The sequence below is a fragment of the Algoriella xinjiangensis genome, from assembly GCF_900115015.1.
In the GTDB taxonomy this organism is placed as follows: Bacteria; Bacteroidota; Bacteroidia; order Flavobacteriales; family Weeksellaceae; genus Empedobacter; species Empedobacter xinjiangensis.
Window position 1 is genome coordinate 191,258 of record NZ_FOUZ01000004.1, and the last position, 21,496, is coordinate 212,753.

The window sequence follows — 21,496 nt, forward strand, 5'->3', positions numbered from 1 at the left end:
TTATTAATTAAGGTAAACGTTCTAAAAACTCACCGTTTTTATCAAAATTTAAATCGATATCGCCCATTAATTCGACAAAATAACCCGTAGAATTTCGTTCGATTTTATTGAATCCGATTGTTGGGTATTTTTTTGATGTATACGAAATTATTGAAGCATGAATAATACTTTTAGGAATTTCGCCTTTTCCTTGACTTTCTACCGAAACCCAATTTCCGACTTCATCAAAATCTACTAAAACATCATTATTTAAAGCCACTTCGTACGTTACACCGTTTGGTTTTTTCGGTTCAAATTGGTTTACTTCTTTTATTTTTATCTGTTGAAAATGAGTTTTCAAAAAAGTGGTAGCGTTTGTAGAAAGTACATTTTCGCTAACTTTTTTTACTTCGCTATCTATTCCATCATCGCTTTTACAAGCAGATAATGTAAAAATAAATACACATAAAAAACTGATTATAACTTGTTTCATTTCGGTTTTATCTAAATCTTAGTCTAACTCTAATGTATATAAAAAAATCCAATCGTATTGATTGGATTTTTATAAAATTCTATTTTCTGTTAGTCATCTATTTTTACGAAATTTCCATTTCTATCAAATTTAACTTCTAAACCATTGTTCAATTTAGCTTCTATCGAATTATTATCTTTTTCAACCTTAATAATCTTAGTATTTGGAAAACTTCTTTTTACATAATTCGTAATTTTTGCAGGGACAAAACCAGTTGGTATTGTATTTCTATTTCCGTCAACCTCTTTCCAACTTCCATCTCCATCAAATTCTACTTTTGTTCCGTTTGCCAAATAAACTTTATATTCTTTCGAAAAAAAATCATCATCTAACAAAACGCTTCCCACTTGTTTTGCACCAAAATATTTATTTACAAATTGTTGACTATTTTGTGGTAGTTGATTATAATTAATCACTTTATCTTGTGCAAAAGTAAACATTGCAACTCCCAACATAATTACACTTAAAATCTTTTTCATTTTGTTTATTTTTTAATTTTATAAGACAAAATTGCGAGATGAATTAGGAAAAATTTAGGAATAAAATTGAGTTCAATTATTTTTTTAAAATAAATTGATGAAGCGAATTTTTGTACTGATAATCTATCGTAATTGATTGTTGATTCTTAAGAATTGTTTTAATTATAGAAAGCCCCAAACCGTTGCTGCCTTCACTTTGTCCTTGTTTATAAAAGCGATCGAAAATAACTTTCGAATTAAGCGCAGAAAAATCACTTGTGTTAGAAAAAGTAAGTTGATTTTTCTCGCTCAAAATTTTAATTACCTTTTGATCATTATTGTGCTTTATTGCATTTCGAATTAAATTAGAAATTAAAATATGAGCTAAATTTTTATTGAAATTTATTATAAAATCAGCTGTAATAGTTAATTCAACTTTAATTTCTTCTGCCTCAAAAAAAGGTTCAAAATCTGCTAATATTTCCTGAATTAGTTGCGTGAAATTTATTTCTACTTTATCCGAATATTGTTCATTTTCGATACGGGTTAACATCAACAATGATTTATTTAAATTAACCATTCGCCAAAGCGAATTTTTAGTTTCGGATAAATTAACCAATTGTTTTTCGGATAAATTTGTGTCATCTAACAACAAATCTAATTTATTAATTGCAATTGCTAAAGGCGTTTGTAACTCGTGCGAAGCATTTTCTATAAACAGTTTTTGATCGCTAAAAACTTGTTCATTTCTACGAATCATTTCGTTTAAATTATCTTGTAAAATGGCAAATTCTTTTACATTAGTATCTATATTATTGATCTTTTTAACTTCGCCAATTCTATAATTTTGTAATTGTTGTAAAATCAATTTGAATGGATTAAATGCTTTTTTTAGCCCGAAATGATTAATCATCAAAATACTAATCAAAATAAAAATGTACAGAAAAATTAAGGAAATTGACAAATCATAAATCAAATCATCTTCTTCTACAGTTGACGTTCTAATTTCTAACAAATAAGGAAGATTGTCTGCGCCATAAAATGCTGTTTTTAAAACGCGATAAGGTTCATCATCATTATCATAAGGCATATAAATAAACTCGTTAGAAAAACGATTTATTTCGTTGTAATTCTGTTTTTTAACGGGCAAAATTCTGAATTGAGCAATACCAAATTCATTTGTTTTCAGAATTGATGAATCGATGTAACTATGTCTTATAATCTCTATTTTCTGATTTTTTAAACCATCGTCAACATTATCATAAACCTCATCTAAAATCAATCCTCTAAACAACAAAGCCCAAATTGCAATAACAATAAGTAGCCAAAAAGTAAGGTATCGAAATGTATAATTTTTTATGGAAATTTTCATCTAAACTAATTTATAACCAACTCCGTAAACAGCCTGAAAATCTGCTTCGGAACCAGCTTCTTTTAACTTTTTGCGAATATTTTTTATTTGCGAATAAATAAAATCTAAATTATCTGCCATTTCGATATGATCGCCCCAAACACTTTCGGCAAGCATTGTTTTCTGAAAAACACGTTCTGGTCTTAACATAAAATAGAACAACAAATCATACTCTTTTCTATTTAATTTTATTTCATTTTGATTAACCAAAACGCGGCGATCATCTGGATAAATTGAAATATTTTTATACGAAATTATATCTTCGCCATGTTGTTGATTTTTTCGAAAAGCAACTTTTATACGTGCTAATAATTCTGCAAAATGAAAAGGTTTTGCTAAATAATCATCGGCACCAACCAACAAACCTTCTACTTTATCGTCTACAGAATCTTTTGCAGAAAGTATAATGACCGAAGTTTTTTTCTGAAGTTTTTTTAATTCTTTCAGAATTGTCATTCCATCGCCGTCGGGCAACATCATATCGAGTAAAATACAATCATAATCAAAAGAAATAATTTTATCTAAAGCTTGCTGAAAATTATCCGCTGATTCTACAATCATTTTTTCGTTTTCTAAAAACTCTACAATTGTTTCTTGTAATTTTATTTCGTCTTCAACAACCAAAATCTTCATAAATTGATTTTTATTAATTCGCAATGATACTTCTTAATGTAGGAAAAATTTAGGAAAAACATTAATTTTATCATCTAAATTTAAATAGTTCATTTTGAAAAAATATAGTTTTAAAAACGATTATAGCGAAGGCGCACATCCATTAATTTTACAAAAATTAATGGAAACAAATCTAGAACAAGCAATTGGTTATGGCGAAGATGATTATTGCAAAGAAGCAAGTGCATTAATCAAAAAAGAATTACAAAAAGATTCGGCTATTCATTTTGTTTCGGGCGGAACGCAAGCTAATTTAATTGTAATTTCGTCAATACTTCGTCCTTACGAATCTGTAATTGCAGCAGAAAGTGGTCATATTGCCGTGCACGAAACTGGCGCAATTGAAGCTACCGGACATAAAATAAATACAATACCGACAACAAACGGAAAAATAACAACAGCGCAAATAGATACTGTCTTAAAAACACATACCGACGAGCACATGGTAAAACCTAAAATGGTTTATATCTCGAATTCTACCGAAGTTGGAAGTGTTTACAACAAAGCTGAATTAACGGAAATTTATACATTTTGTAAAGCCAATAATTTAATTTTATTTGTAGATGGCGCACGATTGGCTTCGGCTTTAACATCTACAAAATGTGATTTGACTTTAGCTGATTTAGCCAACTTAACAGACGTTTTTTATATTGGTGGAACAAAAAATGGTGCTTTATTAGGCGAAGCTATCGTGATTAATAATTCTACTTTGGACGAGAATTTTAGATACAACATTAAGCAAAAAGGTGGAATGTTAGCCAAAGGACGATTAATTGGAATACAGTTTTCTGAGTTATTTAAAAATAATTTATTTTTCGAATTAGGAAAACATGCCAATACAATGGCAAATAAACTAGCCGAAGAAATTAGCAACAAAGGCTATGATTTTTTAACAGAACCATCATCCAATCAAATTTTTCCCATCTTACCAAATTATAAAATTGAAGAACTGCAACAAGATTTTGAATTTTATAGTTGGCAAAAAATAGATGACAATAATTCTGCCGTTAGACTTGTAACATCTTGGGCTACGCCTGAAGAAAAAGTACTAGAATTTATTAATAAAATCTAGAAAAACACCACTCAAATGAGTGGTGTTTTTTATTTAACAAATTACTTATTAAGTATTTAAATAATTATCATAAATTTGTTATACCAAACCAATTACTATATATAATTATGTTTAAGAAACTAAAAATCATTAGCTTCTTCTTTATTTTATTCGCCTTGTATTCCTTTACAAGTGCACAAGTTGGTATTGGTTTAACTTCAAAAACTGATTCTTTATCTATAAATGCTCAATCTAAAACAAGTGTACAGCCTATTATTTACGTTAAGAATGGAACTAAAATTACAATAGAAACTAACACAATTTTAGATGCTAAAGTTGTTTATCTAAAAGAGCTACCAAAAAAGAAACAAGTTGTATTAGCTAAGGAAAAGAAAATTCTTAAAAAAAATAAGTTAAGTGAGAAGTTAGAGGAATTTACTAAAGTTGCAAAAGTAGAACTTCTTAAACCTAAATTTCATCTACAACAAGGCAATTTACCTTTATCTCTATATTCTTCTAATACAATCAATTCATTTTGTATAGTAGTTAATCATCATGATCAAATAAACAAACAAGCTGTTTTTATTAAAAAAACATCAATTGTTTTTTTTGAATCATTTTATTTAGAGAAAAATAACATTGTTAGTTCTTATAATCATATTGTTAAAAATTTTGATGATTTAAATACTTTCGGAATTCGTCCTCCTCCTCATTATATGTTTACTTAAAAATCTCTAATACCTTTTTTAGTGAAAAATAATCTAAAACAACATATTAATGAAAAAAATAATCTACATATTTCTACTCTTTTTGAGTGGTATAGGATGGGCACAAACTTGTAACTTCACAATATCAAGTGGAAATGGATTCGGTAATTTTAATCTTTCTGGAGGAACTAATTCTACTGGATCAGATGGACTAAGAGTTTTTTTTAATGCGAATGGTAATTTACAAGTTCGTTATAAAAATAGTGAACAAATTTACAATAATGCCCAATCAGGTTACAGCGCTTCTGGAAGTCCGACTGCTGCTAGTACTACATACGAGCATGGTATTGTTATTAGTATAGGTAATAACATATACAGAGGAGGTACCTTATATCCAAATTCAGGAAGTGCAGCTACCAACAGTTTTCTACCACAACCTTCTGCTCCTAGTTGTAATTATAGTGCAACTACCAACACATATACTTTTACAAATACCTATAGTATTGTGAAGAACAGCTTAACTTATAAATTTACTTTTTTATATACTTATAAATTTCCGGAACCTTTTATGCGAATAAGCTATACTGTAGATATACCAACTGGTAATACAGAAGAAGTAAAAGTAGCGCATGGATGGGATGCAAGTTTAGCTGGATCTGACAATTCTCCTCACTTTGCTATTGATAGCCCAACAAAAACAATTGTAGGTACAAGAAATACTACAAATGGTTTCCAAGCTTTTATTTATAAATCTGGAACTATGTGGTCTGGATACTATGGAGCTAGTGCTGCAAATATTAAGGAATATTTAGGAAGTGGAACTACATATGGTAATTTTATGGAGTACAGTACAAAAACCGTAAGTACAACTTCTGTAGACAGCTCTATTGCAATGTCTATTAATTACGGAACAGCAGCAGGTGTTCAATCCACAACAAATCTTTTATCATTTCAGTGTAACGCACCTGCGACAGCACCTACAACTGGTATGTTTACACCAGCACCAATATCAACAACAGCATCAACATCAACTTACAATCTAACGTGTATTGAAGGCTCAAAATCTATTGTAGTTCCTCAAACTAATTTCCCTGTTACTGATTATGATGCAAATGCTATACGAGATGTTGTAATGCTATTTGTCAATACAACTACAAATGCAGAATTTACTGCTACTTACGAAAATGGAACTGTTAATTTACCTGCTGGTACATATAATGCTTATTTTTATGATACTATAAATGGATGTGTATCGCCAAGTAGAACAATTGTAATTAACAGACCTGCTTGTCCATCAGATTTATCTATTGTAAAAACAATAAACACAAACTCTAATAGCACTGTAAGACTTGGTAATAGCTACACAATTACTTATGTTGCGAGAAACAATGGAACTAATGATAATGGAGGAGTTATAGTTACTGACAATATACCTCCTGGTTTTACAATAGTAACACCTACTCCAGATGCAGGAACAAGTTATGCAAATGGGACTTGGACTATCGGTTCATTAGCTGTTAATCAATCAAAAACTCTTACTATTACTGTAACAGCAAATAGTTATGGTGGACATACTAGTACCGCAACTATTTCTGGCGCAAGTACAGATAGTACACCTGCAAATAACATATCAAACCCTCAAATTTATATAGATTATGATAATGATGGTTATGGATCCAACTTAGACTTAGATAGTGACAATGATGGTATTTTAGATGCTACTGAATATTTTTTAACAAACAGAGTAACATCAGGTGTATTTGTTGGTACAGCAAATGCAAATACCGATAATGTACCAGGTTGGACTGTAGGAGGTACTTATGCCACAGCTGGTACTTGGTTACCAGGTGTAGGTCGAGTTCATTTAAAAACTGATGGTATAGAGTTTCGCAGAGATAAAGGTACAACAACTACATTAAGCCAAAATATTAGTAACATAAGTGGAGGTATTATTACACTTCAAGATTTATATTGGTATAAAACATCAGATGGAACTGTTGATACCGATTTTACATTTACAATTTCGTACAACGGTACAGTTTACGCAATTATAAACTCTACACTTACTAATACGCCAACTATAACTACTTATAATGGAGCTACAGTTAATACGGCAACATTACCTACAGTAACAGCTACTGCAACACCTACTACAGGAGTAAAATCAGCTCTTTCAACCATAAAAATAACAATGCCTGTAACCCTAACAAAAACAAATGGTTTATTATCATTTCAATTTGTAGCGGGTGCAGACAATACAAACGTAAGAGATTTAGGAATGAAATCTATTGCTGTAGAAACATACAGAGATTTTGATAACGATGGTATTCCTGATTTTTTAGATTTAGATTCTGACGGTGATGGATGTTTTGATGCGAGAGAGGGAAGCCAAAGAGTACCTGCCGCAAGTTTAAACCCGAATGGTAGTATTACAGGAACAGTAGCTGCTAACGGTGTGCCTGCTTTAGTTGGTGTAGGTCAAGCTGCAGGTACTGCTTATAACAGTGGTATAAGTGAATGTCTAGATACTGATGGAGATGGAATTCCTGATTACATAGATTTAGACAGCGATAACGATGGTATACTTGATTATGAGGAAATTGTAAGTTGTTCTACGCCTACTTATAAAAAACAGTTATACAAACAAGATTTTGGAAGCCAAGGCGTACATGGTATTAGATTATTTCCTTTTAGCATTACTGAGGGTAGTACTGGATTAACATTTAAAACTACGACTCCTACTGGTGATACATATTACAGTATTACAACTAACACAACATTGGTTGATGACTTTAGTCCTGGCTACAATGATCAATGGAGTAAAGTAATTAATTCACCTGATATAAATAATATAGAAAATGGTATCCTCGATCATACAGTTGATGCATCAGGTATTGGTTTAATGGCTATTTTCAATCCTCAAAATAATACGAGTGTGATATGGAAGTCACCAGTTGTTAGTGTAAAACCAGGAGCAGCAATAGAAACAAGCTTATGGTTGATGAGGATAAATCCAGATTCTAACTATCCTAATTTAAATATTAAAATATTTAATGCTGACACAAATACTCAAATTGGAAATACTCTAAATACAGGTGATTTTGTTTCAAGAATTGTTTGGACAGAAAAATCAATAATTTTACCAGTTGGAACAAATACATCTGCAAAAAATATTTATATTGAGATAACAAGTAACGTAAATTCTGGCCAAGGAAACGACTTTGCTTTAGATGATATAATTATTAACGAATTATACTGTGATACAGATAATGATGGTAATCCTAACTATTTAGATTTAGATTCTGATGGTGATGGATGTTTTGATGCAATAGAAGGTGGTGACAATGTTATAAAAGCACAACTTAATCCTAATGGATCCATTAATTATTCTGCATATGGCGGAGTTAATGGCAATGGTATTCCTAATTTAGTTAATCCTTCTGGTGCAGCTGATAAAGACGGTTTTATTGGACAAACTGCAAACTTTGCTTACGATGGTATTTCATCATGTCCTACATTCTGTCTAAAACCTGCAACTACAACAGGAACAGCATTAGATACAAATGTTGGTATTTCTACAATAGGAACAACTGCTGGTTGGCCACAAAACAGAAAAGGTGCTTATTTAGCTTTAGAGTCTCAAGGAAAAGGTTTCGTTATTTCTCGTCTTACAACAACACAAATAACTGCTATAGGCGTTATTAATTCACAAGAAGGTATGATGGTTTATGACACTGATGTAGATTGTTTAAAAATCTATAGTAAAGATATCGGTGCAGCTACTTATTCTTGGAAATGTTTTGATACACAATCTTGTCCTGATAATTTATAAATGATTATTACAATGAAAAAATATATCACATTATTCGTTATAGCTTTAGTTTATACAAATACATCTGCCCAAGTAATTCTTGGCGATCAAACTAAAGCATCAACAAACACAACTGCTGTTTTATTAGATTTTGAAAAAGACGCAGCAAGAGGTTTATTATTACCAACAGTATCTGTTTTACCAACAACTGTAGAAGATGGCACAATCTTATTAGATGCTGTTAGCGGAACTGCAGCACGTGTAAAAGTCAGAAAAAATGGTGCTTGGTTTGATTTAAGTACTGAAGATGGTAATGCAACTTTAACTCGACCAACTGCCACAGATAAAACAGGTACTAAAGCAGTAATTGGTGCAGAAACATCTTCTGCAGATGGTGTTTTAGTCCTAGAATCTACAACAAAAGCAATGGTTTTACCTACTGTTACAAATACAGATTTAATCATCAATCCTTCGCCAGGAATGATGGTTTACGTAAGAAACACGACAAATGATAAATATCTTCTTGCCTTGTTCAACGGTACAACATGGGCATATTGGGCTCCATAATAATATACAATAACAAAAAAGCCACTCAATTGAGTGGCTTTTTTTATACTTAAATTGTTTTACTTCGTTTTTTCTAAAGCTTGTAAAATATCATCAATAATATCTTCTTGAGCTTCTAAACCAACCGAAAGTCGAATAGAACCTGGTTTTATACCCAAATTAATTCGCTCTTCTTCTGTTAATTTAGAATGTGTTGTAGAACCTGGATGTGTAGCAATTGTTCTCGAATCTCCTAAATTAGATGTATATAAAATCATTTCCAAAGCATCTATAAATTTAAATGCGCGCTCCTTTCCTCCTTTCACTTCAAAAGTTACAATTCCACCACCAGCTTTCATTTGTCTTTTTGCCAATTCATATTGCGGATGCGAAGGTAAAAAAGGATATTTTACATCTTCTATTTCTGTATTTTTTTCTAAAGCTTCTGCCAAAGCCAAAGCATTAGAACAATGACGATCCATGCGAAGACCCAAAGTTTCTAAACTTTTAGAAATTGTCCATGCGTTAAACGGCGACATTGCAGGACCAGTATGACGAATAAAAAACAACATTTCGTCTATCAATTCTTGTTTACCAACAACAACTCCACCCAAAACACGACCTTGTCCGTCCATGTATTTTGTTGCAGAATGTATTGATAAATCAAACCCAAATTGCAAAGGTTGTTGTAAATATGGTGTTGCAAAACAATTGTCTATCGCAAAAATAATATGTGGATATTTTTCTTTTAATTTTCCTAATTCAGCTAAATCAAATAATTCTAAACCAGGATTAGATGGCGATTCTAAAAATACAATTCGTGTGGTTGGTTGTATTGCTTTTTCCCACTCCTCTATCGCTGGCGAATCTACATAGGTGTACGTTACGCCCCAACGTGGAAATAATTGCGTTAACAATTGATGCGTTGAGCCAAATATTGCACGACTAGACACAATATGATCGCCACTTTTTATGAATGATGCAAAAGATGCAAAAACAGCCGCCATTCCCGATGCAAAAGATAATCCCGCTTCTGCGTTTTCTAACTTACAAACACGGTTAATAAACTCCGAAGTATTGGGATTTGCGTAGCGCGAATAAACCATACCTTCTTCTTCATCTGCAAAAATTGCACGACCTTGTTCTGCACTATCAAAAATAAAACTTGACGTTAAATACAAAGGAACCGAATGTTCTCTAGTAGCTGATCGAGTAGCTTGTTCTCGAATAACTTTAGACTGATCTTTTTTCATAATAATCAAATTTAAACATTGTTTTATTAAGTCATAAAGAATTAATAAAGTTTTATTTAGAATATTTTTCTATTATAAACACTTTAATACGAAAAGTAATAATTTGAATGATTCAGATGTAGAATGATATAAACTTTGCCTTAAAATAACACAAAACCTCAACTTCAGAAATTGCAGATTCTCTTAAAAATCTTGCAAAAAATCATTCTTCATAAAAGTTATTAAATCATGATGAATTAAATCTTTTATTAACTTCAGCTACAAAAAGTTTACCTTTGTAAACTTAATATTATTTATGTCATTCGAAAATCTAGGATTATCACCATATTTATCAAAAGCAATTGCTAAAAATTTAGGTTTCATCAAACCTTTTGAAATTCAGACCGAGTCTATTCCGGCTATTTTACAAGGAAAAGATGTAATGGGAATTGCAAAAACGGGTTCGGGTAAAACGTTGTGTTTTGTTGCTCCATTGTTACAAAAAATTCAGCATCAATCGTACGAAAAATCTCGTGCTGTAAAAGCATTAATTTTAGTACCAACACGCGAATTAGCGGTTCAGATTGAGCAAACTTTTGTTGCTTTACAAGAAGCTTTGCGTCGCGAAGTAAAAACACAAGCCGTTTACGGAGGAACTTCTATCAACCCACAAATGAAAAATTTGTACGGTACAGAAATTCTAATTGCTACACCTGGACGTTTGTTAGATTTGATGGATCACAATGCATTTACGTTAGATCAATTGCAATATTTGGTGATTGATGAAGCGGATAAAATGTTTCAATTAGGTTTTGGTGACGAAATGGATCGAATTTTAAAAGCGATTCCAGCAAAAAAACAATCTATTTTATTTTCAGCAACTTTAAATGAAAAAGTAGACGAAATTAAAGCAACTTTAAAAATTGATCCAGTTGTTGTTGAGGTAAAACAACAAGAGGTAGATTTGGATGCAATAGAACAAATTGCGTACAAAGTAGACGACGAAACAAAAGGTCCTTTTTTGAGATATTTAATCAAATCGAACCAAGTTACACAAGCTTTGGTTTTTGTTTCTTCGACACGAACTGCCGATAATTTAGTTGAGAAATTAAAGAAAAATAAAATTCATGCATTAGCCATTCACAGTAAAAAATCGCAAGGTGCGAGAATGGATAATTTAGAAGATTTTAAATTAGGAGATGTTCAGATTTTAGTTGCGACAGATTTAATTGGTCGTGGTATTCATATCGAAGGTTTACCAACGGTTATTAATTACGAATTACCACGTTCACCTTTAGATTATGTGCATAGAATTGGTAGAACTGGGCGTGCAAATGCAACAGGAAAAGCAATTAGTTTGATAACAGAAGAAGATTTACATCATTTTAAAATTATCCAAAAGAAAATGGGTAAAAAAGTTGAGATTGAATCAACTGACGATGTAAACTTACACGGATATTAATATAAGTTTTAAGTTATGAGTAATCATTTTATTACTCATAACTTTCTACTCAGAACGATTATATATGTGGTCCCAACATATTTTTAGGATCCAAAATTTCATCTAATTTTTCTTTTGATAACAAATTGTGCTCTAACACCAATTTGTATACACTTCCACCAGTTTCCAAAGCTTCTTTTGCAATTTTTGTACTCGCTTTGTAACCAATATACGGATTTAGCGCCGTAACAATTCCAATACTATTCAAAACTTCTTGCTTCAAATGTTCTGTATTTGCGGTAACTCCATCAATACATTCAACACGAAGTGTATTCATCGCATTGGTTAAATATTGAATAGATTCCATTATAGAAAAACCAATAATCGGCTCCATAACATTTAACTGCAATTGACCAGCTTCCGCAGCCATAGAAATTGTAGTATCATTCCCGATAACTTTAAAACAAACCTGATTAACCACTTCTGGAATAACGGGATTTACTTTTCCGGGCATGATAGATGAACCGGGCTGTTTTGGTGGTAAATTAATCTCAAACAAACCTGTTCGCGGACCAGAAGTTAACAAACGCAAATCATTGCAAATTTTTGATAATTTGATACAAAGTCTTTTTAATGCAGAAGAATAATCAACAAAAGAACTTGTATCCGAAGTTGCTTCAACCAAATTATCTGCCAATAAAACATCTTCATTCATAATTGTTGCAATCTTTTTTGTACACAATTGCGCATAACCAGGAAGCGCGTTTAAACCCGTTCCAATTGCAGTTGCGCCCATATTAATCACCAATAATTGTTGCGCAACACGATGCAAATTATCAACTTCTTTGTTTAATGTATTCGAGAAACCTTCAAACTCTTGCCCTAAAGTCATCGGAACCGCATCTTGCAATTGCGTACGTCCCATTTTTATAACATTTTCAAATTCTTTTGCTTTACTCTGAAACGAAGTTGACAAATTTTCTAAAGCATCTACCAACGGTTTATTCATTTCGAATAACGCAATTTTTAGCGCCGATGGATAAGCATCGTTTGTAGATTGCGATAAATTAACATGATCATTTGGCGAACAAAATTGATATTCTCCTTTTTGTTTTCCTAAATGCTCTAAAGCTATATTTGCAATTACTTCGTTCGCATTCATATTTGTCGAAGTTCCTGCTCCACCTTGAATCATATCAATCGGAAACTCGTTCAAATATTTTTTCTGAATCAATTCATTCGAAGCAAATTCGATTGCTTTATACAAATCATCAGATAAAATTTTTAATTCATTATTTGCTTGTGCAGCGCCTAACTTTACGATTCCTAATGCTTTTACAAATTCTGGATAATCTGCTAATTGATGATTTGAAATCTTAAAATTATTAATTGCACGTTGAGTTTGCACACCATAATAGGCTGATTCTGGAACTTGTAATTCTCCTAACAAATCAGATTCTGTTCTCATTTTTTGCATGATTGATGAGTTTATTTTCAATTAAAATTACATTAATTATATGGTTTAAAAAACCTTAATCTTTAAATAGAAAAGCCAATTATCAAAAATAAATCCAAAATAGTTACATCATTTTTTTATATTTATCCTTTACACTATAAAATGAAACCTGCACGTTATTATTCTCTTGATGTTTTTCGTGGCGCAACAGTTGCGTTGATGATTTTGGTAAACAATCCCGGAACTTGGTCGGCAATGTTTGCCCCGTTAGAACATGCCGAATGGCACGGTTGCACGCCTACCGATTTAGTTTTCCCATTTTTTTTATTTGCCGTAGGAAACGCAATGGCTTTTGTTATTCCAAAATTGCAGCAACAACCTCAGCACGTATTTTGGAGAAAAGTGATAAAACGAACAATTTTAATTTTCGGAATTGGATTATTTATCAATTGGTGGCCATTTTTTAAATGGGACAATAATGCTTTAGTTTTTAAAGCATGGCAAGATTCTGACGAAGTCGGAATTCGTGTAATGGGTGTTTTACAACGCATTGCAATTGCCTATTTTTTTGCATCTGTTATTTCTTTCTATTTTAAACAAAAAACGGTTTTGTGGATAAGCGGTTTTATTCTGATAATCTATTGGTTATTAACAAAATTTATGGGCGGATTAGATCCATATTCAATCGAAGGATTTATTGGAACAACGCTAGATAATCAAATTCTTGGTTTAGCACATATTTACAAAGGCGAATCAATTCCGTTTGATCCAGAAGGAATTTTTAGCACGATTGCTACAATTCCACAAGTATTATTTGGGTATTTGATTGGAGATTATATTCAGAAACAAGGAAATATAACATGGTTTAATCGCACTTTACCCGAAACAAATAATACGCAATACAAAATGTTGTCGGGTTTATTTGTACTTGGTTGTATCGCTTTAGTAATCGGTTATTTTTGGCAATTAGATTTTCCGTTCAATAAAAAAATATGGAGTAGTTCGTATGTTTCAAACACAACAGGATTAGCAATTTTAACAATTGGAACAATGATTTGGTTCATCGAAATTCTTGGAATAAAAAATGGATTTATGAAGTTTTTTGATGTTTTCGGAAAAAATCCTTTATTCATTTTTGTATTAAGCGGTTTATTACCAAGACTATTAGGCTTAATCAGAATTGATGGCGGATTAAACGACAAAGGCGAAATCAACTACATTTCTCCTTTGGGTTGGTTTTATCAAACTATTTGTGCTAAAATTCCAGGAATTCCAGAAGTTGGTTCATTTGTATATTCATTAATCTTTTTAGCCGTTTTTTGGTTATTAGCGTATTGGTTAGATAAAAAGAAAATTTATATAAAGGTTTAATTTTTTTATAAAAGATTAAAAATTAAATTTGTTTAACTAAAATAATTAATATAGTTGAAGTATGAATAAATTTTTACCCTTACTCTTTCCTGTTTTATTAATTTCTCAAGAAAAACTTGAAACTCAGATTATTGATTTCAACAAAACAGGTAATGGATATCCACATGCTATAACAGAGACAAACAATCAAAAATATATTTTAGCAAATTTACAGGACTCAATTCCATTAATTTTTAAATTTAGTGAAACTGATCAAAAGTTAAATTATGTCTACGATGTTAATGGCTATAATTTATTTAGAAGTAAAAAATTATATCCATTAAAAGAAAAAATTATTTTTCAGAATGAAACTTATCCTTATTCTTTAAATTCTTTTGACGGAAATAAAATTACCTATTTAGAATATAATTTTTCATCAAAAAGTTTACACAATTTTATACAGAATGACAATGGTTATTTCTTTTTAAATAAAGATTCTTATTACAAGAATAAATTATTTTTTACTGATGGTAATAAAATGAATGAATTATCATTTAACGAATATTATTATACTGATTTACAATTGCATTTTGCTTCTACACAAGAGTTGATTTATTCTGCTAAAACCAATGATACAGTTATTTTAAACACGTATAATATTGATACTAAAAAATCTAAACAAATTGCTAAACAATTTGTTCGTGGAAATTTTAAAAAAAGTGTAGAGTATTTTAATAATAAACTTCTGTTTGCATTAAAAGAAAATGATGATAATTATGTTTATCAACAAACTAATTCTAATTCAATTTCTAAATTAAATTTACTTGTAAATAAAAACGACTCATTACTTGACACAATTCCAGTTAAAGTAAAAGGAGATTTTAATGGTTTTAAGTTTAATAATAATTTATTTTTCTCAGGAAATATACAAAATGATTATACGAAATTATACAAATTAGACGCGAATAATAAACTCGATATTTTTGCAGAATTACATTATAACAACTCTTATTATTCTGTTGATGATAGGTCAAAATATTTTTTAAAAGATAATAAAATATTTTTCACAGCCTATAAAAATCTTGAAGATAAAATAGGAAGTTTATGGGTAACCGAAGGGGAAATTGGCACTACAAAACTAATAAAAGGAGATTTTAATTTACCACTCGATAATTTTTTTATTGTAAATAACCATTTGTACTATCAAGACAAAACAGCACTTTTTAAACTTAATTTATCAAATTTAAATTTAGTAAAATTAACAAATGCTTTTTCAGAAGTTACTTATTCCTATTTACTAAATAATACGATTTATTTTTCTGCAACTGAAGCAATTCACGGAAATGAACTTTATACACTTAACACTCTAAATGATGAAGTTAATTTTTTCAAAGAATTTAATTATAAAGAAAATACTGCTGTAAGACAATTGTTACAAAGCAAAGATGGTATTTATTTTATTTCGGATAATGCTTTACATTTATATAATGATACTGGTTTTGAAAAAGTTTCAGAATCATCTCCATTATTAATCACATCATTTTATAAAAATCCAGAAAATTATAAGGAGGTCGCAGAGTTTAAAGACAAATTATTATTTATTAGTTTAGATAATCAATTAATATCTTTCAATAAAAGTAATAAAACAATTACCAATTTAGGTTACATAAATTATGAAGGAAATGAGTATAATTTTAATAAAAGTTTTTTACAAGTAAATGATAAATTATATTTTATTGGTCTTAATTCATCAAACAGTAGAGTGCTTAAAATGACAGATGGAACATTAGATGGAACTTTTACTATTGAAGAATCAAATTCACACAATTACTCACCAAATCATTTAACTTATAATAAAAATACAGATCGTGTATATTTTACTGGAACTAATAAATTAGGAAAAACTACAATTTATAGTACCAAAGGTGTTAAAAATGACTTTATAGAAGAATATAACTCTAATGAATCTGATGTAAAAATAGTAGGCACATATAAAGATTATATTGTTGTAAACATTTACGAGTCGCTTGTAGGTTATAATTTATACTTATTTAAAGACAAACAACTGACCTATAAATTACCTTTAGACTTCAGAAACCACTATATAAGCAGTTTTTATAATGATGACAAAAAAATGTATTTCTTATATAATAATCGCTTATCAGAATCTGATGGAACAGATATAGGGACAAAAGAGATTTTTCAATCCAATTTTGAACGATTATTTAATCTACACAAATGCGGAAACTCTTTTTATTTTGAAGACGAAAACAGAAGACAAATTTTTAGATCAACTAATTATAAAACACAATTATTAAAAAAATTAGATGTTGATCATAAAGTTATCTCAAATGTATGCCACAACAATATCATGTTTTATACAAATACAGATAACCGAGACCTTACAACTTATATACAAAAAAAAGATTATTTAATTGCTTCAACAGACCAATCATACTTGGATCTTGAAATCAATCATATCTTAAAAAATGACAATAATTATACATTTACCACAATAACAGAGATAGCTGCATTTAACAACAAAATACTTCTAAAATATAATGCAAGTTTTGTAAATGATCAATCATTATTTTTAGGTGATTTAACAAATTTTAGCTTAGATACAAATGATATAAACAATGGTATTCTAAAATCAACTAAAATTCAAGTTTATCCAAATCCAAGCAAAAATTTCATAAATATAAAAGTTGATAACAATAAAACAATTCAAAAAACAACACTTTATAATACAATAGGTCTAAAAATATTGACACAACAATTTCCTGGAAATGTTATTGATATTTCTCAATTATCAAAAGGTATTTATTTTATTCAAATTGAAACAGATGAAATAATTGAAACTAAAAAAATAATTAAAAACTAAAACTTATGAAAAACATATACACTTCTTTATTCCTTTTAAGCTCAATTTTTAGCTTTAGTCAGAATTCTCTTGATTCTAATTTTTTTGACATTAGTAAAAAAGGCGATAGCGAATTAAAAAATTTAAAACGATCAAACAATCAATTGTTTTTCTCTGGAAAAGAATTTTGGTCATTAAACTTTGGTCGATATGACTTAGAAACTCAAAAATTTGTAACATATAATCAACAAAAAGAGAATTATAATTTAAATTACGAAGGAGCAAATTATGCAACAATTAATAAAGATATTTACTACCTAAATAAAAATGAAAATGGTGCACCAGAAATTATTCATGGCTCTGAAAATGGTAATATTGAAGTTTTCTTTGAAACACCAACTAGAATCTCTGAATTAAAACAGTTTGACAAAACAAATTTTTTCTTTGCATCTACGCACTATAAAGGCCAAAGTCAAACTTTTGAGCGTTTATGGATTTCTGATGGAACAATTGATGGAACAAAAAATATTTTTGAGACAGACACTTATTCATCTTTAGAACTATTAGCAACTATTGATGATGTTTTATATTTTACATCTGGAAATAAAACTTATGCATTTGACATAAAATCAAATCAATTATCTGAGTACTTTTCATACATCAGTAATCCTAAATTTATTTTTAATAATAAGATTCACTATTTTACCTATAATACTACTGGAGGTCAAGATTTATATGTAATAAATGGTCCAAATTCTTCAGAAAAAGTAACATCTTTTAATGAAAATTTTTACATCAGTCAGCCAAATTATTATATTCACGGAGACAATGTTTATTTATACACAGATAATCGCGATATCTTTTATGTAACATCATACATATATGTTTATAACTCTACAAATAAGACGATTAAAAAAATTATAAATAATCCTGTAAGACGTATTAATAATATGTTTGATTATAATGGAGAATTTTATTTTTCAACTGATACTGAAGATTCAAAATCTATCAATTATAAAATTGATGAAAACGAAAATTTAATCGAAGTTAATTATAAGACAACAAACAATACCATAAATAATCCTATTGTATATGATAATAAACTATTTCTCGGAGGTAATAATCAAATAAATTATTATGATTTTGCTACAGAAGAGTTAAAACCTTTAAATGATTCATATACACAAATAGGTTATTACACTCCATTTCAAGCACCTTTTATTTATAAAGATGAATTATACTTTGTGAGTACTGATGATTTAAATGGACAAGAATTATTTAAATACAATAAAACAAAAAACAAAAAAGACATTGTTTTTAACTACAATACAAAAGCAGGAAGCTCTCCACACGGTTTTCAAAAAATAGACAATAATGTGTTGTTTTTTGCAAATGAAAATTTATTGTACAAATTTGATACAAAAGAAAATAAATATGATTTGGTTTTAGATGAAAACCAAAATCAAATAAAATCTTTCTCCTTTGATATGATTGGTAACATTAACAATAAAAAAATAATTTTTAGTACAAACAATTTTGAATTAGGAGTTTCTGACGGAACATCAGCTGGTACTTTCGTATTCGATAAAAGAGAAAATAATGAAAATTTTTTAGAATTTTACACAACAAATCTAATTCCTTTTAACAACAAAATTATTTTTCAAGGAAAAACAAAATACAAAGGTGTAGAACCTTGGATTACTGACGGTACAAAAGAAGGTACTTTTATGCTTAAAGATATTGTAGATGGTTATGAAAGCTCTATCTTTGATATAAATAAAAAAGGGCTATTAAATAACAAATTGTATTTTACTACAAATCCCTATAATAATCCCTCTTATTCTAATTCTATTTATGAAACAGACGGAACTAAAGACGGAACTAAAAAACTACACACAGACGCTAGTAATGATATAAAACTAATTTTCGGAAGTTTTAAAGATTATTTAATTATATTAAAAAAAGCTTTTAATTCTAATAGTTCAGAATATTACTTATTTAACCCTATTTCTGCAGAAAAAATAAATTTAGAATACGAACACAGTCCGTCTATTTATTTTGAATTTGAAAATAAATTATATTGTAGCGAATATAATTCTATGTATTATTTTGATGAAAACTATAAAAAAATAAATATAACAAACGAAAACACAATAGACTTAGTTAATATTGCAGCTATAGATAACACTATGTATTTATACTCTAAAAGCAACGGTTTTATTTATACTTTAAAAAACAATAAATTAGAAATTTTTAATGAAAAATATTTAAATAAAAAGGAATTTAAAATCTATAATGAGAATATTTATTTTATAGACACCTCTGTAGAAGAACAATACGAAACTGCATATCTTAATATTATTAATAAAAATGGATTAAAAAAATATAGTATAAATTTTAATAATGAGATTAAAGATTTCATTCATATCGAAGATTTCAAAGTAATTGATGATGTTTTATATTTATCAAAAAATAATAAACTATATGGTCAAGAACTATATACTGTTAATTTAACAAATGGTTTATTAGGGAGCAATGATAATACACAACAAATTAATATAAAATCTAATTTTACAGTTTATCCAAATCCAGCATCAGACTTTTTCAAAGTAAAATCTGAAAATAATCATAATTTATCAATTACAATATTTGATATTAATGGTAAAAAAATAAGAAGTTTTAACGCTAAAGCTGAAGAACAAATTAATATAAAAGATCTTTCAAAAGGAATCTACATTATTCATTTAGATAACGGTTTAAATAAAGAAAATAAAAAATTAATTATAAAATAATTAACGATTCAAAAAAAGCATTCTAAGAATGCTTTTTTTTTAAACCTTTTTATAGACCGAATATAACTGATAAAAATGTTGAATATTTTCGACATCAAAAACAATCTGTTTCCATTGATTTAATTCTAAGATCAATTGGTTATTTGATTGAATAAACTTGCCTATAAAAACTTCATCATTCGTCAAATACAACCCAAATTTTTCGTTAGTTAAATGTAAATTTTCTACTTCTAAATGCTCAAAAAATAAAATTGACGATTCATCTTGTTCAAAATCTATTGGCGACGAAATACTCGACGAATATTCTATCGCTATAAATTGATGCGAATTATAAATCGGAAAATAAATAGATGGATAATCTTCTATATTCGAAAATAAATCTTTTTTTGCCTGTATTATTTCTCTTGACAAAAAAGGAATCGCGCTCAAATTTTTAACATTTCGCAACGTATCTGCTTCCTCAAAATAGTTATCAAAGTGTAAAATCTCGTTAACTGTTAAGTTTTTCTCGATTAAATGTTGAATCGGAATGCTAAAATATTTAGCAATTTTAAAAATTGTTTCTATTTTAGGTTCCGCACGTTTTTCTTCATACGACGATATATTTCCACGCGTAACCTCAAATAAATCAGCAAAAGACTGCTGAGTTAAGTTTTTTACTTGTCTAAGTTTCTTAATATTTTCGCCTATTTTCGTCATGAATTAAAATTTTAACATTTTTATTTGCTAATATATTTAGCAAATTGTTTAATTTTATGGAAACAAATTACAAAAAACACTAATAACAACAAAATGAATTATTTTTCGAAGGTTGAAAATTTTATTCAAAACATTAATTACACCATCACTTACAAAAATGAAAAGGAAGGTGTTTTTATGATTGAAAATTTATTGGATGGCGTGCAAAACTTGATTGTTGGAATTGCACCGCCGATTATCATTTTCGAATTGTATTTATTTACAATCAACAATGATAATACTGAAATGCTAAAAGCTTTATTGATGAAAAATCGCGACATCATTCACGGCGCTTTTGCAATTACAGAAGACGGTCAAAAGGTTATTTATCGTTACACGTTACAAATCTCGAATCTTGATCAAAACGAATTTGAAGCAACGTTAAATTCTTTGAGTTTATTGATGAGCGAATATTCTGCTCAATTAATCAAATTTTCTAAACATTAAACACACAAAA

16 protein-coding genes are annotated in these 21,496 nt (G+C 29.1%); 9 read left to right on the forward strand and 7 right to left on the reverse strand.

Annotated features, from left to right (window positions below; translation table 11 throughout):
* Positions 1–7: 7 nt before the first annotated feature.
* The 4 genes from BM072_RS05130 to BM072_RS05145 all read right to left on the reverse strand — a co-directional run bounded on the left by BM072_RS05130 (position 8) and on the right by BM072_RS05145 (position 3,013).
* Positions 8–472 carry a PepSY-like domain-containing protein gene (locus BM072_RS05130; RefSeq protein WP_092907219.1) on the reverse strand — a complete coding sequence of 155 codons (465 nt, stop codon included), beginning with the start codon at positions 470–472 and terminating at the stop codon, positions 8–10.
* 89 nt (positions 473–561) lie between these two features.
* Entirely contained in the window at positions 562–990 is a 429-nt protein-coding gene (locus BM072_RS05135; RefSeq protein ID WP_092907221.1) for a PepSY-like domain-containing protein, read from the reverse strand.
* 76 nt (positions 991–1,066) lie between these two features.
* Positions 1,067–2,341 carry a sensor histidine kinase gene (locus tag BM072_RS05140; protein ID WP_092907223.1) on the reverse strand — a complete coding sequence of 425 codons (1,275 nt, stop codon included), beginning with the start codon at positions 2,339–2,341 and terminating at the stop codon, positions 1,067–1,069.
* Entirely contained in the window at positions 2,342–3,013 is a 672-nt protein-coding gene (locus BM072_RS05145) for a response regulator transcription factor (RefSeq protein WP_092907225.1), read from the reverse strand.
* 160 nt (positions 3,014–3,173) lie between these two features.
* Here BM072_RS05145 and BM072_RS05150 point away from each other — a divergent pair, with 160 nt between their 5' ends.
* From BM072_RS05150 to BM072_RS05165, 4 genes are all read left to right on the forward strand, one after another.
* Complete coding sequence (locus BM072_RS05150) at positions 3,174–4,124, forward strand: threonine aldolase family protein (RefSeq protein WP_092907312.1); 951 nt, start codon at positions 3,174–3,176, stop codon at positions 4,122–4,124.
* Positions 4,125–4,231: 107 nt separating this feature from the next.
* A complete protein-coding gene (locus tag BM072_RS05155; RefSeq protein ID WP_092907227.1) occupies positions 4,232–4,831 on the forward strand; it encodes a hypothetical protein in 600 nt (199 codons plus the stop codon).
* Between the two features lie 49 nt (positions 4,832–4,880).
* A complete protein-coding gene (locus tag BM072_RS05160; protein WP_092907229.1) occupies positions 4,881–8,642 on the forward strand; it encodes a DUF11 domain-containing protein in 3,762 nt (1,253 codons plus the stop codon).
* 12 nt (positions 8,643–8,654) lie between these two features.
* Positions 8,655–9,188: a hypothetical protein gene (locus BM072_RS05165; protein ID WP_125113516.1), complete on the forward strand. Its 534-nt coding sequence runs from the start codon at positions 8,655–8,657 to the stop codon at positions 9,186–9,188.
* Between the two features lie 59 nt (positions 9,189–9,247).
* Here BM072_RS05165 and BM072_RS05170 read toward each other — a convergent pair whose 3' ends face one another.
* Positions 9,248–10,420, reverse strand: a complete 1,173-nt coding sequence (locus BM072_RS05170; protein WP_092907233.1) for a trans-sulfuration enzyme family protein — start codon at positions 10,418–10,420, stop codon at positions 9,248–9,250.
* A 295-nt stretch (positions 10,421–10,715) separates the two neighbouring features.
* Between BM072_RS05170 and BM072_RS05175 the strand changes: the two genes are divergently transcribed.
* Complete coding sequence (locus BM072_RS05175; RefSeq protein ID WP_092907235.1) at positions 10,716–11,861, forward strand: DEAD/DEAH box helicase; 1,146 nt, start codon at positions 10,716–10,718, stop codon at positions 11,859–11,861.
* A 58-nt stretch (positions 11,862–11,919) separates the two neighbouring features.
* On the opposite strand, the gene aspA is transcribed toward BM072_RS05175, so the two are convergent.
* Complete coding sequence (aspA, locus tag BM072_RS05180; protein ID WP_092907237.1) at positions 11,920–13,317, reverse strand: aspartate ammonia-lyase; 1,398 nt, start codon at positions 13,315–13,317, stop codon at positions 11,920–11,922.
* A 141-nt stretch (positions 13,318–13,458) separates the two neighbouring features.
* On the opposite strand from aspA, the gene BM072_RS05185 reads away from it, so the two are divergent.
* From BM072_RS05185 to BM072_RS05195, 3 genes are all read left to right on the forward strand, one after another.
* The gene (locus BM072_RS05185; RefSeq protein WP_092907239.1) at positions 13,459–14,667 is read left to right on the forward strand and encodes an acyltransferase family protein; all 1,209 of its coding nucleotides are present in this window, start codon (positions 13,459–13,461) and stop codon (positions 14,665–14,667) included.
* A gap of 61 nt (positions 14,668–14,728) precedes the next feature.
* Positions 14,729–17,530 carry a T9SS type A sorting domain-containing protein gene (locus BM072_RS05190; RefSeq protein ID WP_092907241.1) on the forward strand — a complete coding sequence of 934 codons (2,802 nt, stop codon included), beginning with the start codon at positions 14,729–14,731 and terminating at the stop codon, positions 17,528–17,530.
* 5 nt (positions 17,531–17,535) lie between these two features.
* The gene (locus BM072_RS05195) at positions 17,536–20,301 is read left to right on the forward strand and encodes a T9SS type A sorting domain-containing protein (RefSeq protein ID WP_092907243.1); all 2,766 of its coding nucleotides are present in this window, start codon (positions 17,536–17,538) and stop codon (positions 20,299–20,301) included.
* Positions 20,302–20,340: 39 nt separating this feature from the next.
* Here the strand turns inward: BM072_RS05195 and BM072_RS05200 are convergent, their stop codons facing one another.
* On the reverse strand, positions 20,341–21,000 hold the full coding sequence (locus BM072_RS05200) for a helix-turn-helix domain-containing protein (RefSeq protein WP_092907245.1): 660 nt from the start codon (positions 20,998–21,000) through the stop codon (positions 20,341–20,343).
* Between the two features lie 93 nt (positions 21,001–21,093).
* Here BM072_RS05200 and BM072_RS05205 point away from each other — a divergent pair, with 93 nt between their 5' ends.
* Positions 21,094–21,486: a type III secretion system chaperone family protein gene (locus tag BM072_RS05205; RefSeq protein WP_092907314.1), complete on the forward strand. Its 393-nt coding sequence runs from the start codon at positions 21,094–21,096 to the stop codon at positions 21,484–21,486.
* Positions 21,487–21,496: the final 10 nt, after the last annotated feature.